Source organism: Pseudomonas sp. VA159-2 (assembly GCF_024126635.1).
GTDB classification, from domain to species: Bacteria; Pseudomonadota; Gammaproteobacteria; order Pseudomonadales; family Pseudomonadaceae; genus Aquipseudomonas; species Aquipseudomonas muyukensis.
In genome coordinates this window covers 17,103-31,857 of the sequence record NZ_JAMYBV010000023.1, presented here as the reverse complement: position 1 = coordinate 31,857, position 14,755 = coordinate 17,103, and the positions used below count along the sequence as shown (strand labels likewise).

At 62.9% G+C, this 14,755-nt stretch carries 13 protein-coding genes; 2 read left to right on the top strand and 11 right to left on the bottom strand.

Annotated features, from left to right (window positions below):
• Positions 1-173 precede the first annotated feature (173 nt).
• Positions 174-1,799: a methyl-accepting chemotaxis protein gene (locus NJG22_RS19420; RefSeq protein ID WP_253096769.1), complete on the bottom strand. Its 1,626-nt coding sequence runs from the start codon at positions 1,797-1,799 to the stop codon at positions 174-176.
• Positions 1,800-1,914: 115 nt separating this feature from the next.
• A complete protein-coding gene (locus NJG22_RS19415; protein WP_253096766.1) occupies positions 1,915-2,922 on the bottom strand; it encodes an amidohydrolase family protein in 1,008 nt (335 codons plus the stop codon).
• 115 nt (positions 2,923-3,037) lie between these two features.
• On the opposite strand from NJG22_RS19415, the gene NJG22_RS19410 reads away from it, so the two are divergent.
• Complete coding sequence (locus NJG22_RS19410) at positions 3,038-3,901, top strand: pirin family protein (protein WP_253096764.1); 864 nt, start codon at positions 3,038-3,040, stop codon at positions 3,899-3,901.
• Positions 3,902-4,003: 102 nt separating this feature from the next.
• Here NJG22_RS19410 and NJG22_RS19405 read toward each other — a convergent pair whose 3' ends face one another.
• The 4 genes from NJG22_RS19405 to NJG22_RS19390 form a co-directional block, all read right to left on the bottom strand.
• A complete protein-coding gene (locus NJG22_RS19405; RefSeq protein WP_253096761.1) occupies positions 4,004-4,729 on the bottom strand; it encodes a dienelactone hydrolase family protein in 726 nt (241 codons plus the stop codon).
• A 108-nt stretch (positions 4,730-4,837) separates the two neighbouring features.
• Positions 4,838-6,745 carry a molecular chaperone HtpG gene (gene htpG, locus NJG22_RS19400; protein ID WP_253096759.1) on the bottom strand — a complete coding sequence of 636 codons (1,908 nt, stop codon included), beginning with the start codon at positions 6,743-6,745 and terminating at the stop codon, positions 4,838-4,840.
• 95 nt (positions 6,746-6,840) lie between these two features.
• On the bottom strand, positions 6,841-7,299 hold the full coding sequence (locus NJG22_RS19395; RefSeq protein ID WP_253096757.1) for a PaaI family thioesterase: 459 nt from the start codon (positions 7,297-7,299) through the stop codon (positions 6,841-6,843).
• A complete protein-coding gene (locus NJG22_RS19390; protein WP_253096754.1) occupies positions 7,296-7,772 on the bottom strand; it encodes a PaaI family thioesterase in 477 nt (158 codons plus the stop codon). Before NJG22_RS19390 ends, NJG22_RS19395 begins: the two co-directional genes overlap by 4 nt.
• A gap of 136 nt (positions 7,773-7,908) precedes the next feature.
• On the opposite strand from NJG22_RS19390, the gene NJG22_RS19385 reads away from it, so the two are divergent.
• Positions 7,909-8,193: a hypothetical protein gene (locus NJG22_RS19385; protein ID WP_134693145.1), complete on the top strand. Its 285-nt coding sequence runs from the start codon at positions 7,909-7,911 to the stop codon at positions 8,191-8,193.
• Between the two features lie 67 nt (positions 8,194-8,260).
• On the opposite strand, the gene NJG22_RS19380 is transcribed toward NJG22_RS19385, so the two are convergent.
• The 5 genes from NJG22_RS19380 to lpdA all read right to left on the bottom strand — a co-directional run bounded on the left by NJG22_RS19380 (position 8,261) and on the right by lpdA (position 14,691).
• The gene (locus NJG22_RS19380; protein WP_253096751.1) at positions 8,261-9,004 is read right to left on the bottom strand and encodes a DUF599 family protein; all 744 of its coding nucleotides are present in this window, start codon (positions 9,002-9,004) and stop codon (positions 8,261-8,263) included.
• A 193-nt stretch (positions 9,005-9,197) separates the two neighbouring features.
• Positions 9,198-10,511, bottom strand: a complete 1,314-nt coding sequence (brnQ, locus tag NJG22_RS19375) for a branched-chain amino acid transport system II carrier protein (RefSeq protein ID WP_253096749.1) — start codon at positions 10,509-10,511, stop codon at positions 9,198-9,200.
• A gap of 521 nt (positions 10,512-11,032) precedes the next feature.
• Positions 11,033-11,917, bottom strand: coding sequence for a succinate--CoA ligase subunit alpha (gene sucD, locus NJG22_RS19370; RefSeq protein ID WP_004376004.1), 885 nt, complete (start codon positions 11,915-11,917; stop codon positions 11,033-11,035).
• The gene (gene sucC, locus NJG22_RS19365; RefSeq protein ID WP_011534748.1) at positions 11,917-13,083 is read right to left on the bottom strand and encodes an ADP-forming succinate--CoA ligase subunit beta; all 1,167 of its coding nucleotides are present in this window, start codon (positions 13,081-13,083) and stop codon (positions 11,917-11,919) included. The genes sucD and sucC overlap by 1 nt, the downstream gene beginning before the upstream one ends.
• Before the next feature lie 171 nt (positions 13,084-13,254).
• On the bottom strand, positions 13,255-14,691 hold the full coding sequence (gene lpdA, locus NJG22_RS19360) for a dihydrolipoyl dehydrogenase (protein ID WP_102684708.1): 1,437 nt from the start codon (positions 14,689-14,691) through the stop codon (positions 13,255-13,257).
• Positions 14,692-14,755 lie beyond the last annotated feature (64 nt).

Below are 14,755 nucleotides of genomic sequence, written 5' to 3'. Positions count from 1 at the left end.
GTCCGGGCGTTTTTGTTTGTGCTTCAGCCCAACTTCTCCCCCTGTAGGAGCGGCCTTGTGTCGCGAAAGGGCCGCACAGCGGCCCCGGCAATCTCGCGGTGACGCTGAGATCCTGGGGCCGCTACGCAGCCCTTTCGCGACACAAGGCCGCTCCTACAGGAGGGTGATGAACGTCAAACAGAGAACCGCTGCACCAGGGTATTGAGGTCCACCGCCAGGCGTGACAGCGCCTGGCTGGCGGCGGAGGTTTGCTCGGCCCCGGCCGACGACTGATGCGCCAGGTCACGAATGGTGGTCAGGTTGCGGTCCACCTCCCGCGCCACCTGGGCCTGTTGCTCCGAGGCACTGGCAATCACCAAGTTACGCTCGTTGATCTGGCCGATGGCCGCGGCAATCGCCTCCAGCGCATCACCCGCGGCATGGGCGCCGTCCAGTGTCGAGCGCGCCTGGGCATCGCTGTGCTGCATGCCCTGCACCGCCCGCTCGGCGCCGCTGCGGATGGCGACGATCATCTGCTCGATCTCCTGGGTCGAACTTTGCGTGCGATGCGCCAGGGCCCGCACCTCGTCGGCGACCACGGCGAAACCGCGCCCGGCCTCCCCGGCCCTCGCCGCCTCGATGGCGGCATTGAGCGCCAGCAGGTTGGTCTGCTCGGCAATCGAGCCGATCACATCCAGCACCTTGCTGATGTCGTGCACCTGCTGCGCAAGCTGGCCGACCTCCTCGGCATTGCCCGCCACACCGCTGGCCAATGTCTCGATGGCGGCGACCGTGCCGCGCACCTGCTCGCGCCCTTCGCGGGCGATCTGGTCGCAGGTGCGGGACGCCTCGGAGGTGGCCACCGCATTGCTCGCCACCTCCTCCACCGCCGCGGTCATCTGGTTGACCGCCGTGGCGGCCTGCTCGATCTCCATGCTCTGTTGTTGCAGGCCGCGGGTGGCATCTTCGGTGACCGCGCTCAGTTCCTCGGAGGCTGAAGCCAACTGGCTGGCCGAATCGGAAATCCGCCCGATGGTCTCACGCAGGCTCTGCTGCATGCTCTTGAGCGCCGCCAGCAGACGTGCCGGCTCGTCATCGCCCTGCACGGTGATCTGCGGCGTCAGGTCGCCCGTGGCCACCGTTTCGGCCACCTGCAGCGACTGCCCAAGCGGGCGCACGATACTGCGGGTCAGGGCCAGGGCCAGCACCACGGTCAAGCTCAGGGCGACCACCAGCAGCACGCCAACCCACACCTTGGCCCCGCTGTACACCGCCTCGGCCAGGTCGGTGGCGGTATTGGCCTGGTGGTTGTTCAGCTCGATCAGTTGGTTGAGGGTGCTGGTCATCTGGTCGGCCAGCTGGTTCATCTCGCCATTGACCAGTGCCGCCGCCGCATCGATGCGCCTTTCGCTGGCCAGCTGCACCACCTGGCCCTGCAAGGCCATGTACTGGCGTTCCAGGCCCTGGTAGCGGTCGAACAGGCTGCGTTCCTCGGGCAGCACGATCAGCCCGTCATAGTGATTCTGCGCCTTGCTCAGCCCCCCTTTGATCTCATCGATGCGCGCGCGGTTCTGCTGCTGGGCGGCCGGGTCGGTGTTGACCAGCAGACGCAGGGTCAAGGCGCGGATGCGCAACATGTCCTGGGTCATGCTACCCACCGAGATCACGCTGGGCAGCCAGTTGTTGTCCACCTGTTCGGACTGTTGGCGCATGTTGGTCATCTGTTGCAGGGCAAAACCGCCCAGGGCCACCACCAGCAGCGCCATGATGCCGAAGCCAAGGCCAGCGCGCGGGGCGATATTCAAGCGTCTCAGGCTCATTTCCAGGATCCCTCCCATCAGCGTTGATTCCATTGCCTAAAGAAGGTATCGGGCCATTTGGAATTTGCGTAAGACGAAAAGGCAATATCAAAACGCTATCCGCGATTCAAAGGCGCTATTTCACGCTTTTTGGCAGCAAATCGAGAAAATTCCGCCGACTCACCTGCTCTGCCACCGTCGCAGGCAAGGCATCGAGGAAGGGATCGAAGCCGTGCAGCTGTTCGCCCAGGCTGGCGAACCGCCCGACCAGGTCGGAGCCCAGCATGAACCGGCTCGGGAAGCGCTCGACCAGCTCGACCCAGGCCTTGCGCGGCACACCCTGGCCATCGAGCAGGTAGGGTTCGAGCACGCTCCAGGACAGATCCACGTACAGGTTCGGGTAATCCTCCAGCAACCGGCTTAGTACCGGCAGCAGAAAATCCATCTGTTCCTGGTGACGGTGGATCTCCAGGCTACTGCCGGCATGGGCCCAGATGAAGCGGGTGTGCGGATGGTTGCGCAGCGGCTCCTCGATCTCGGCCAGGTACAACGGGTTGCGCTCGCGCTTGGAGGTGATGTTCGAATGCAGCAGCACCGGCAGGTCGCGTTCGGCGGCCAGATGGTAGATGCGGGTCATGGCTTCGTTGTTGGCCCTGGGCGTATCACCGCTGGTCAGCGCGGTGAGGTCGTCGTGGCGGGTGAAGACTTCGCCGATGCCCTGCCACAGCCCAGGGTAGAGTTCGAGCATGCGCTCGATATGGCTGACGGCGTTCTTGTCCACCGGATTGAAACCGCTGAGAAACGGATGGAAGCGCCGCCGCTGCTCGGCCGGCAGTTTCTCCAGGGCCGCTGCCACATACAGGTCGGTGGCGCTGTACCAGTACGCATCGGCGTCATCACCGGCGTAATAGCGCGGGCGCTTGGGCTCATCCTCGTGCCACTTCTTGGCCACCGGGATGCCGGAGATCATCGACTGCTCGACCCCGGCCTCATCCATCGCCTTGAGCAAGGCTGGCATGCCTTCGGTTTCCTGGAAGAAATCCACATAATGCAGGTGCGCATCGCTATAGCGGTAGTCGCGGGCGTGCACGCTGTCGAGCAGGCCCGCGCTCAACAACAGGCAGGCCAATGTGCGGGCGATCATCTCAGGCTCCTTTGCCGATACCGCAAGAGTAGACCCAGCACCGGCGCCGACGGTTCAGCCACGGGCCGCGAACCGCTATGCTTGCAGGCGTCACCTGCCCGCCCGGAGTTTCACCATGAGCAGCCCCCTGGTCATCCGCCCACGCGCCGAGTCGGTCGAGGGCCAACCCATCCTGCGCCCGTTGCCGTCGGCCCAGTGCCGCAGCGTCGGGCCCTTCGTGTTCTTCGACCATATGCTGGAAACCGACTACGCCCCAGGCCATGGCATGGACATCCGCCAGCACCCGCACATCGGCCTGTCGACGCTTACCTATCTGTTCGAAGGGGCAATCCTGCACAAGGACAGCCTCGGCTCGGCGCAGCGGGTGCTGCCGGGCGACGTCAGCTGGATGACGGCCGGCAGCGGCGTGGCACATGTCGAGCGCACGCCTGAAGACGCCCTGGCCCATGGTTCACGCCTGCACGGGCTGCAGGTATGGCTGGCGTCGCCACGCGAACAGGAGCAAGGCGCGCCCAGCTACAGCCATCACCCGGCGGCCAGCCTGCCGGTCAGCGACAGCCTGGGGGTGCGCATCTGCATGATTGCCGGTAGCGGATTCTGCCTGGAATCGCCGGTACCAGTGCTGTCCCCTACCCTTTACGCGCATGTGCGGATGCAGCCGGCAACCACGCTACAGGTACCGAACGAGCACGTGCAGCGGGCGCTGTACCTGCTTGATGGTGAGCTGATGATGAACGACGAGGATGTGGATCCGTGCAGCCTGATGGTCCTGCCGGAAGGCGAAGAGGTGACGCTGTATGCACAGGGTGACTGCCAGCTGGTGCTGATTGGTGGCGCGCCGCTGGATGGGCCACGGCGGATGAACTGGAACTTTGTCGCCAGTGATGCGCAGCTGATCGAACAGGCCCGGGCGAGGTGGGCTGCGGGGGATTGGCCGGTGGTGCCGGGGGAAACCTCAAGAATCGAATTGCCGCGCTGATTTTGGGGCTGCTTTGCAGCCCATCGCGACACAAGGCCGCTCCTACAGGGGGAACGCGTAACCCTTGTGTCGCGATGGGCCGCACAGCGGCCCCATGCAAACTCAGCGCTGGAACACTTCGCTGAGCAGGTTGTGCATCGAGCGGAACGCCCGCTCCGAGGTGCGCCGGTCATACTGCATCTTGCCCGGCACGTTGGCATTCGGGTCGGTGAACGAGTGCACCGCACCGCCGTAGCTGAGCAACTGCCAGTCGACCTTGGCGGCATTCATTTCCTCTTCGAACGCCGGCAGTTGCTCCCTGGGCACCAACGGGTCGGACGCGCCATGCAGCACCAGCACCGAGCCCTGGATGCGCTTGCCGTCCTCGGGGTTCGGCGTATCCAGCGTGCCATGGAACGACACCGCCGCCTTCAGCTCGGCGCCGGTACGGGCCAACTCCAGGGCACAGCAGCCACCGAAGCAGAAACCGAAGGTGGCAACCTTGCCCGGCGCCAGCCGCGCCTTCGACTGCCCCACCAGTTGCGCCAACGCCTCCTGCATGCGCTTGCGCAGCTCGGCGCGATCGTTCTTCAGCGGCATCATTGCCGCGCCCGCCTCATCGGCATTGGCTGGGCGCACCGATTGGCCATAGAGGTCGGCGATCAACACCACGTAGCCTTGCTCCGCCACTTCCTTGGCGATTCGTACGGCGCCCTCGCCGATACCCATCCAGTTCGGCGCCATCACCAGGCCCGGCTGCGGCAACGCGTCCGGGATATGGACCAGGCGGCTTTCATAGGCCTTGCCTGACAGGTGATAGACCAGCGACTCGACGATGACCTTGCTCATTCAGCTCTCCTTGGGCTTGCACGGGTCAGAACAGGATAGATGCTCCCACCATTGCAATTTTCCTCGAATGAAAAAAAGCCCGCCGAAGCGGGCTTTGTCTGCGTCAGATCAAGCGGACAGCTCGACCAGCAGCTTGTTCAGACGACGCACATAGGCCGCCGGGTCCTTCAAGCTGTCGCCCGCCGCCAGCGCCGCCTGGTCGAACAGGATGTGCGACAGCTCGGCGAAGCGGTCTTCGCTCTGCTCGCCATCGAGCTTCTCGATCAGCGGGTGGCTCGGGTTGAACTCGAAGATCGGCTTGGACTCTGGCACCTTCTGCCCGCTGGCCTCGAGGATCTGGCGCATCTGCAGGCCCAGGTCCTGCTCGCCGATGGCGAGGATCGCCGGCGAGTCGGTCAGGCGATGCGACACGCGCACCTCGGCCACGCTGTCACCCAGCGCGCCCTTCAGGCGCTCGACCAGGCCTTCCTTGTCCTTGGCGACTTCTTCCTGGGCCTTCTTGTCCTCTTCGGAGTCCAGCTTGCCCAGGTCCAGGTCGCCACGGGCGACATCGACGAAGGCCTTGCCATCGAACTCGTTGAGGTAGCTCATCAGCCACTCGTCGATGCGGTCGGTCAGCAGCAGCACTTCGATGCCTTTCTTGCGGAAGACTTCCAGGTGCGGGCTGTTCTTGACCTGGGCGTGGGACTCGCCGGTGAGGTAGTAGATCTTGTCCTGGCCTTCCTTGGCGCGAGCCAGGTAATCGGCCAGGGCGACGCTCTGCTCGCCGCTGTCGTCATGGGTGGAGGCAAAGCGCAGCAGGCCTGCGATCTTCTCCTTGTTGGCGAAGTCTTCCGCCGGGCCTTCCTTCAGCACTTGGCCGAAGTTCTTCCAGAAGCCCTTGTACTGCTCAGGCTCGTTCTTCGCCAGCTTCTCCAACATGTCCAGCACGCGCTTGGTCAGCGCGGTCTTCATCGAATCGATGATCGGGTCCTTCTGCAGGATCTCGCGGGAGACGTTCAGCGACAGGTCGTTGGAATCGACCACGCCCTTGATGAAGCGCAGGTACAGCGGCAGGAACGACTCGGCCTGGTCCATGATGAACACACGCTGCACGTACAGCTTCAGGCCGCGTGGCGCTTCGCGCTGGTACAGGTCGAACGGCGCGCGGGCCGGCACGTACAGCAGCGAGCTGTACTCGAGCTTGCCTTCGACCTTGTTGTGGCTCCAGGCCAGCGGGTTCTCGAAGTCATGGCCGATGTGCTTGTAGAACTCCTGGTATTCCTCGTCCTTGACCTCGGTACGCGGACGGGTCCACAGGGCGCTGGCGCGGTTGACGGTTTCCCACTCCTGCGCCGGCTGCTCCTCGCCTTCGGCGGCAGCGGCCTGCTCCTTGGGCAACTCGATCGGCAGGGCGATGTGGTCGGAGTACTTCTTGACGATGTTGCGCAGGCGCCAGCCATCGGCGAACTCGTCTTCACCGGCCTTCAGGTGCAGGACGATGCGGGTGCCACGCTGCGGCTTGTCGACGGTGGCGACTTCGAACTCACCCTCGCCCTTGGACGACCAGTGCACGCCCTCGGCGGCCGGCAGGCCGGCACGGCGGCTGAACACGTCGACCTTGTCGGCAACGATGAAGGCCGAGTAGAAACCTACGCCGAACTGACCGATCAGGTGCGAGTCCTTCTTCTGGTCACCGGTGAGGTTCTTCATGAAGTCGGCGGTGCCGGACTTGGCGATGGTGCCCAGGTGGGCGATGACGTCCTCGCGGCTCATGCCAATGCCGTTGTCCTCGAGGGTCACGGTGTTGGCGGCCTTGTCGAAGCTGACGCGGATCTTCAGGTCGGCGTCGCCTTCGAGCAGCTCAGGCTTGGCCAGGGCCTCGAAGCGCAGCTTGTCGGCGGCGTCGGAGGCGTTGGAGATCAGTTCGCGCAGGAAGATCTCCTTGTTCGAGTACAGGGAATGGATCATGAGGTGCAGCAGCTGCTTCACCTCGGTCTGGAAGCCCAGGGTTTCTTTTTGAGTCTCCACGCTCATGGTCTTCAAAACTCCAATCTGTTGGTTGGTGACGCCCGACGGCCGTCATGGCCTGCGTTTTATGGCGGATGTCCAGCAGATGGGGGCAGCCCCGACTATTTCAAGGGCTTTTCCGGTTCGATCTTGAAATGCGCCCGCGCCGTGGCGATCGGCGCATCGCGATCACCCTGCCAGGCGGTGATGGCGACATTGGTCACCCGCCGCCCCTGGCGCCACAGCTGGCACTGGGCGAAGGTGTCGCGGTAGTGCCCGGCGCGCAGGTAGTCGATGGAAAAATCGATGATTTTCGGAATGCTCGCGCTTTCGCTGTAGATCAGCAGGTACAGCGCCGCCGACAGCTCCATGAAACCGGCGATCACCCCGCCATGGATCGCCGGCAGCAGCGGATTGCCGATGTTGTCGGGGTTGGCCGGCAGGTGGAACAGCAGGTCGTCGCCCTGGCGCTCGCAGCGGATACCAATCAACCCGGCGTAGGGAATCAACGCCAGCAACGGCTGGTAGTCGCCACGGGCATGGGCCTGGGTCAGCTGCTGGCGAATATCGGCCGGGATCATGCGCGCGGCTCCTTGAGGCTGTTGCCGAAGCGGATGCCGCCCTTGATGTCCTGGCCCAGGCGCATGAAGGTGCCGACCACCTGGCAGATCGGCTGCGCCGGATCGTCCTGATAGGCCGTACCGCGAGTGAAGATCACATCGCGGGTCACCCGGTAGCACAGGGCGTGGCCGTAGATATCCTTGCCCGCCTCGGCTGGGTGCATGTAGTCGATACGCAAATCCAGGGTCGGGCACACCTCGAAGCGCGGCAAGGCACACAAGGTGGCCATGCCGCAGGTGGTGTCCATCAGGGTGGTCAGCACCCCGCCGTGCACCGCACCGCTCTGTGGATTGCCGACGATGGCCGGCGACCAGGGCAACACCAGGGTCATGCCCTGGGCATCGGCGTGATGCACACGCATGTTCAACACCTGGCAATGTTTAAGCGCCGACAGGAAACGTTCGGCCATGGCCTGCAAGGCAGTGTCGTTCATTATCAACCCCGCATGAAATCACTGAAAAGTCCATATAGCTCGGGTAGTTATATATCTGTAACCTGGGTGGAACTTATTCGCCCCCGGCGAACTCGAAGGAACAAGTAAAGTTATTCCACCAAGGAGAGACACCCCCATGCGTAAACCTTTTGCTTTTGCTCTGATGCTGGCCGCTGCCATGGGCCTGGCTGCTTGCGATAAAGCGAGCGAAGACAAGGCCCAGGACGCACAGCAACACGCCGAGCAGGCCCAGGAAAAGATGGGCGAAGCTCAGGATAAATTGAACGACGCCGCCAAGGAAAACGCCGAAGCCGCCAAAGATCAGGCCGAAGCGCAGCAGAAGGCCGCCGAGGAAGCCGCACCGGCTACCCCAGCGCCAGAAACCGCGCCAGCGACCCCTGCCGAACCTGCCAAGCAGTAATCGCGCAGCATAAAAAAACCCGACGCTGTCGGGTTTTTTTATGCCTGGCATTTATCGCTGAAAGGCTTCAGCCGACACCATTGGAACTGTCCCTGTCCACCGCGGACGTTGCAGTGGGGGTGAATACCATCACTTCCAATACATGGGAATGGAACTCCCGGCGATACAGAATGAATACCACGCCGACACTCATGATCATGAACAGCCACGGGCTGATGAACCAACTCAACATGGCCATGCCGAAATAATAAGAACGCAGGCCCAGGTTGAACTGGTTGGCGGCCAGCGACAGCACCCTCGCCGCCCGGGAAGCGAAAGCCTTGCGCTCCAGTTCGTTGACCTCGCGCTCGCCGATCATCGGGGCCGAGCCCACCAGCACGGCCGCGAAGTTGTATTGGCGCATGCACCAGCTGAAGGTGAAGAAGGCATAGACGAACACCGTCGCCAGGCACAGCAGCTTGATTTCGGACATGCCCTGGGACGCCTGCTGCACCAGCGGCAGGTCGGCCAGCAACGACAAGGCGCGGTCCGAGGCCCCCAGCACGGTGAGGATGCCGGCGAGGATGATCAGGGTGCTGGAGGCGAAGAACGAAGCATTGCGCTCCAGGTTGCCGATCACGCTGGCATCGGCGATGCGGTTGTCACGCAGCAGCATGCGGCGCATCCAGTCTTCGCGGTACAGGTGCAGCACGCTGGCCAGGCAGGCGGTGTCACGCCCCTTCCAGGTGGCATAGCGGGTGTAGCCGCCCCAGCAGATGGCGAACCAGCAGACCGCCAGGAGATTGCCCAGGTTGTTTTGGATGAAGCTCATGCAGGCAGCCCATGAAAGAGAAACAGTGCGCATTCGACGCCTGGATTCGGCAAAAGGCACGCCATCGAGTAAAAATCGCCGGGGCCCAGGCCACAAAAAACCCCGCGCCTCTCGGCAGCGGGGTTTCGACATCCACCTTGGGCAGGCGCTCTGCGGCTTGTGGCCAGCACCCTGCCCTTACGGCTTCAATCCATCAGGCCAGCGCCTCGCGCGGCTTGCCGAGCAAGCGGTCGCAAACCACCGCAGCGCCCAGGGTGATGACCGAAGGCACCAGCCAGGCCAGGCCCTGGTCGCTCAGCGGCAGGTGGGCCATGGCGTCCGGCAGCATGTGCGCCAGGCTGCTGCCCTTGATCGCGTCGACCATGCCGAACAGCAGCGACACCAGCATTACCGGGGCCAGGATACGCACCGGCGAGTTCCACAGCTCTTTGACGAAGCTCAGGCCCACCACCACGATGCACGGCGGGTAGATGGCCGTCAGCACCGGGATCGAGAACATGATCAGCTTGGTCAGGCCAAGATTGGAGATCAGCAGCGAGAAGCCGGCGAGAATCACTACCAGGGCGCGGTACGACAGCGGCAGGATCTGGCTGAAGTACTCGGCGCAGGCGCAGGTCAGGCCAACGGCGGTCACCAGGCAGGCCAGGGCGATCAGCACGGCGAGGAAACCGCTGCCGAGCGAACCGAAGGTGTGCTGCACGTAGGCATGCAACACGGCCGCGCCGTTGCTGGCGCCCATGGCGATGTCATGGCTGCCGGCGCCCAGGCGGAACAGGCTGATGTAGACCAGGGCCAGGCCGACACCGGCGATCAGGCCGGCGATGATGGCGTAGCGGGTGATCAACTGCGGCGACTCGACACCACGCGAGCGAATGGCATTGACGATGACGATACCGAACACCAGGGCACCGAGGGTGTCCATGGTCAGGTAGCCGTTGATGAAGCCTTGGGAGAACGGCGCGGCGACATATTGCGGCTGCGCTTGGCCAATGGTGCCAGCCGGCAGCGCGAAGGCGGCGATGCCGAGCACGGCCAGGGCGATGATCTTCAGCGGGGCGAGGAAGCGGCCGACGGTATCGAGCAGCTTGCCCGGGTACATCGACACGGCCAGCACCACCAGGAAGTACACCAGGCTGTAGATGAACAGCGCCGTCGGGCTCTCACCGGTCAGCGGCGCGACGCCTACCTCGAACGACACGGTCGCGGTGCGCGGGGTGGCGAACAGCGGGCCCACCGACAGGTAGCACACCGCTGCCAGCAGGCCGCCGAAGAACTTGCCGATCGGGCTGCTCAGGGCGTCCATGCCGCCACCGACCTTGGCCAGGGCGACCACGGTGATGACCGGCAGGCCCACGGCGGTGACCAGGAAGCCAAGCGCCGCCATCCACACGTGCGGACCGGACTGCAGGCCGACGATGGGCGGGAAGATGATGTTGCCGGCGCCGACGAACAGCGCGAACGTCATAAAGCCAAGCGCCAGGATATCCTGGCCTTTTAACACTTTCATTTAAGGAAATACCACACTGCTGAAATCGGGAGTCGGAGGGGATTTCCCACAGGATTAAGGGAAATGCTGCCCGGCTTGGTGAGCCAGACCCGTTTAGCGTGTCGTTCCCTTTTGGGGTACGGGCACAGAGTGAACGCGTAGGGTACCTGTTTTGCCTGACAAACGCACTGGCACAGTGCTGCTTGTCCGATGTGCGTATGTGTTTGTCGTCTGGTTGAACGTGTCAGGCGACAATTTATTGCTCATTTGGGTAGATGTCTGGTTGAAAATCCTGATTGGGCTGATCGAGTTTTCCTAACCCTTACTGAGCAGGCGTGGGAGCGGCCTTGTGTCGCGAAAGGGCCGCGTAGCGGCCCCAGCGGTACTGGCATCGAAGCTGAAGTCCTGGGGCCGCTCTGCGGCCCTTTCGCGAGACAAGGCCGCTCCTACAAAAAACAAGCAAGATCACTCTTTCTCGCCGTAATAACGACAAAGGCCACCCGAGGGTGGCCTTTGTGCGCGTGGGGGGTATTGCGTGTTGCTTACTTCTTGACTTCCCAGCCAGTCAGCTCGGCCAGGGCCTTGCCGATGTCAGCCAGGGAACGCACGGTTTTCACACCGGCGTCCTGCAGGGCGGCGAACTTCTCGTCCGCAGTACCCTTGCCACCAGAGATGATGGCGCCAGCGTGGCCCATGCGCTTGCCCGCAGGTGCAGTTACACCGGCGATGTAGGAAACGACAGGCTTGGTCACGTTGGCCTTGATGTAGGCCGCGGCTTCTTCTTCAGCCGAACCGCCGATCTCACCGATCATGACGATCGCTTCGGTCTTCGGGTCTTCCTGGAACAGCTTCAGGATATCGATGAAGTTGGAGCCCGGAATCGGGTCACCGCCGATGCCGACGCAGGTCGACTGGCCGAAACCGGCGTCGGTGGTCTGCTTGACGGCTTCGTAGGTCAGGGTGCCGGAACGCGAAACGATACCGACCTTGCCTGGCAGGTGGATGTGGCCTGGCATGATGCCGATCTTGCACTCGCCCGGGGTGATGACACCTGGGCAGTTAGGGCCGATCAGGGTAACGCCCAGCTCGTCGCACTTGACCTTGGCGTCCAGCATGTCGAGGGTAGGAATACCCTCGGTGATGCAAACGATCAGCTTGATGCCACCGAAGGCGGCTTCCAGGATCGAGTCCTTGCAGAACGGCGCCGGTACGTAGATCACCGACGCGTCGGCGCCGGTGGCTTCTACTGCTTCCTTGACGGTGTTGAACACCGGCAGGCCCAGGTGGGTGGTGCCACCCTTGCCTGGGGTGACGCCGCCGACCATCTTGGTGCCGTAGGCGATAGCCTGTTCGGAGTGGAAGGTACCCTGCGAGCCGGTGAAGCCCTGGCAGATGACTTTGGTGTCTTTATTGATCAGGACGCTCATTACTTGCCCTCCGCAGCTTTGACAACTTGTTGAGCAGCGTCGGTCAGGCTGGTTGCCGCAATGATGTTCAAACCGCTTTCTGCCAGTACTTTAGCGCCCAGTTCGGCGTTGTTGCCTTCGAGGCGAACGACGACCGGAACCTTGACGCCGACTTCTTTCACTGCACCGATGATGCCTTCGGCAATCATGTCGCAGCGAACGATGCCGCCGAAGATGTTGACCAGAACGGCCGCGACATTGCTGTCGGACAGAATGATCTTGAACGCTTCGGTAACGCGCTCTTTGGTAGCACCGCCGCCCACGTCGAGGAAGTTGGCTGGCTTGCCGCCGTGCAGGTTGACGATGTCCATGGTACCCATGGCCAGGCCGGCACCGTTGACCATGCAGCCGATGTTGCCTTCGAGGGCGACGTAGTTCAGTTCGAACTTGGCGGCGTGGGCTTCACGGGCGTCGTCCTGCGACGGGTCGTGGAAGGTTTTCAGCTTAGGCTGACGGTACATGGCGTTGGCGTCGATGTTGATCTTGGCATCGAGGCAGTGCAGATCGCCATCGGCCTTGATCACCAGCGGGTTCACTTCCAGCAGGGCCAGATCGTGATCCTTGAACAGCTTGGCCAGGCCTACGAAGATCTTGGCGAACTGTTGAACTTGCTTGCCTTCCAGGCCCAGCTGGAATGCCAGTTCACGGCCCTGGAACGGCTGAGCGCCGACCAGTGGGTCGATAGTGGCCTTGAGGATCTTCTCTGGCGTTTCGTGAGCGACTTTCTCGATGTCCACGCCACCTTCGGTGGACGCCATGAACACGATGCGACGGCTCGAACGATCGACGACAGCGCCCAGGTACAGCTCTTTGGCGATGTCGGTGCAGGATTCGACCAGGATCTTGGAAACTGGCTGGCCATTGGCGTCGGTCTGGTAGGTCACCAGGTTCTTGCCCAGCCACTGCGCAGCGAACGCCTTGGCGTCTTCCTTGCTGCGAACCAGCTTGACGCCGCCCGCCTTGCCGCGACCACCGGCGTGAACCTGGGCCTTAACAACCCACTCGGAACCGCCGATCTTGTCGCAGGCTTCTGCCGCTTGCTCAGGGGTATCGACTGCGAAACCCTTGGAAACTGGCAGGCCGTATTCAGCGAACAGCTGCTTACCCTGATACTCGTGAAGATTCATGCTTTTTACCGTCTTCGTTAGGTACTGCGCTTCGGCGCTGCGCCATCACTGGCGCCGCACCACCTGTGACCGTTGACCCCGGGTTTCCCGTGTGATCCGGTCCGGCGGACGTTCCGCGGTGAGTCTTGCACGCAAGACCCACGACGGGCAGCCCGCCGTGGTTTCTTATAATTAACGCTTCTTACGGTTGGCGACGTGAATGGCACCGCCATTCACCGCCAGCGCTGCTTCATGCAGCGCTTCGGACAGGGTCGGATGGCTGAAGACCATCATGCCCAGATCCTCGGCACTGGTGCCGAATTCCATTGCGATCGCGCCCTGCTGCACCAGCTCGGCAGCCGATGGGCCGATCACGTGCACACCCAGTACGCGGTCGGTCTTGGCATCGGCGATGACCTTGACGAAACCACCGGTGTCGTTGGCCGCCATCGCTCGGCCGCTGGCCGCGAACGGGAAGGTGCCCACGTTAACCTCAACGCCTTCGGCTTTCAACGCCTGTTCGGTCTTGCCGACCCAGGCGATTTCCGGGTGGGTGTAGATGACCGACGGGATCAGGTCGTAGTTCATCTGAGCCTTGTGGCCCTTGATGCGCTCCACGACCATGATGCCCTCTTCCGAGGCCTTGTGCGCCAGCATCATGCCGCGCACCACGTCACCGATGGCGAACACGCCCGGCACGCTGGTGGCGCAGTGATCGTCGACGAAGATGTAGCCACGCTCGTCGATGGTCACGCCGCTGTCGGCGGCCAGCAGGTCGGTGGTCACCGGACGACGGCCGACCGCGACGATCAGCTTGTCGAAGGTGATCTTCTGCTCGCCTTCGGCGTTGGTGTAGGTCACTTCGACTTCGTTGCCATTGACTTTCGAGCCGGTGACGCGCGCGCCCAGCTTGATGTCCAGGCCTTGCTTGGTCAGGGTCTTCTGGGCTTCTTTCGACACGGCGGTGTCGGCAGCCATCAGGAAGGTGTCCAGGGCTTCCAGGACGGTCACTTCGGCACCCAGGCGAGCCCATACCGAGCCCAGCTCCAGGCCGATCACGCCAGCACCGATAACGCCCAGGCGCTTGGGCACGGCCTGGAACTCCAGGGCGCCGGTGGAGTCGACGATGACGTTCTGGTCGACCGGAGCCGGTGGAATGTCGATCGGACGCGAGCCGGAAGCCAGGATCACGTTCTCGGCTTCGATGACTTCGGTGGTGCCGTCAGCCTTGGTGACTTCGACCTTCTTGCCAGCCAGCAGCTTGCCGTGGCCCTGGATCGAAGTAACGCCGTTGGCCTTGAACAGGGTGGCGACGCCACCGGTCAGGTTCTTGACGATGCCGGCCTTGCGGCCAACCATCGCGGCGACGTCCATCTTCACTTCGCCAGTGGAGATGCCGTGGACGTTGAAGCTCTCTTTGGCTTCCTTGTATTTCCAGGAGCTGTCCAGCAGCGCCTTGGAAGGAATGCAGCCCACGTTCAGGCAGGTGCCGCCCAGGGCCAGCTTGCCCTCGGCGTCGGTGTACTTCTCGATACAGGCAGTCTTCAGACCAAGCTGGGCAGCCTTGATGGCAGCCACATAGCCGCCAGGACCTGCACCAATCACCACTACGTCGAATTTCTGGGTCATAAAAGATTCCTTATCAGCTACAAGCTACAAGCCGCGAACCGTGCGGCCCCGCCTCTTGCGAGGC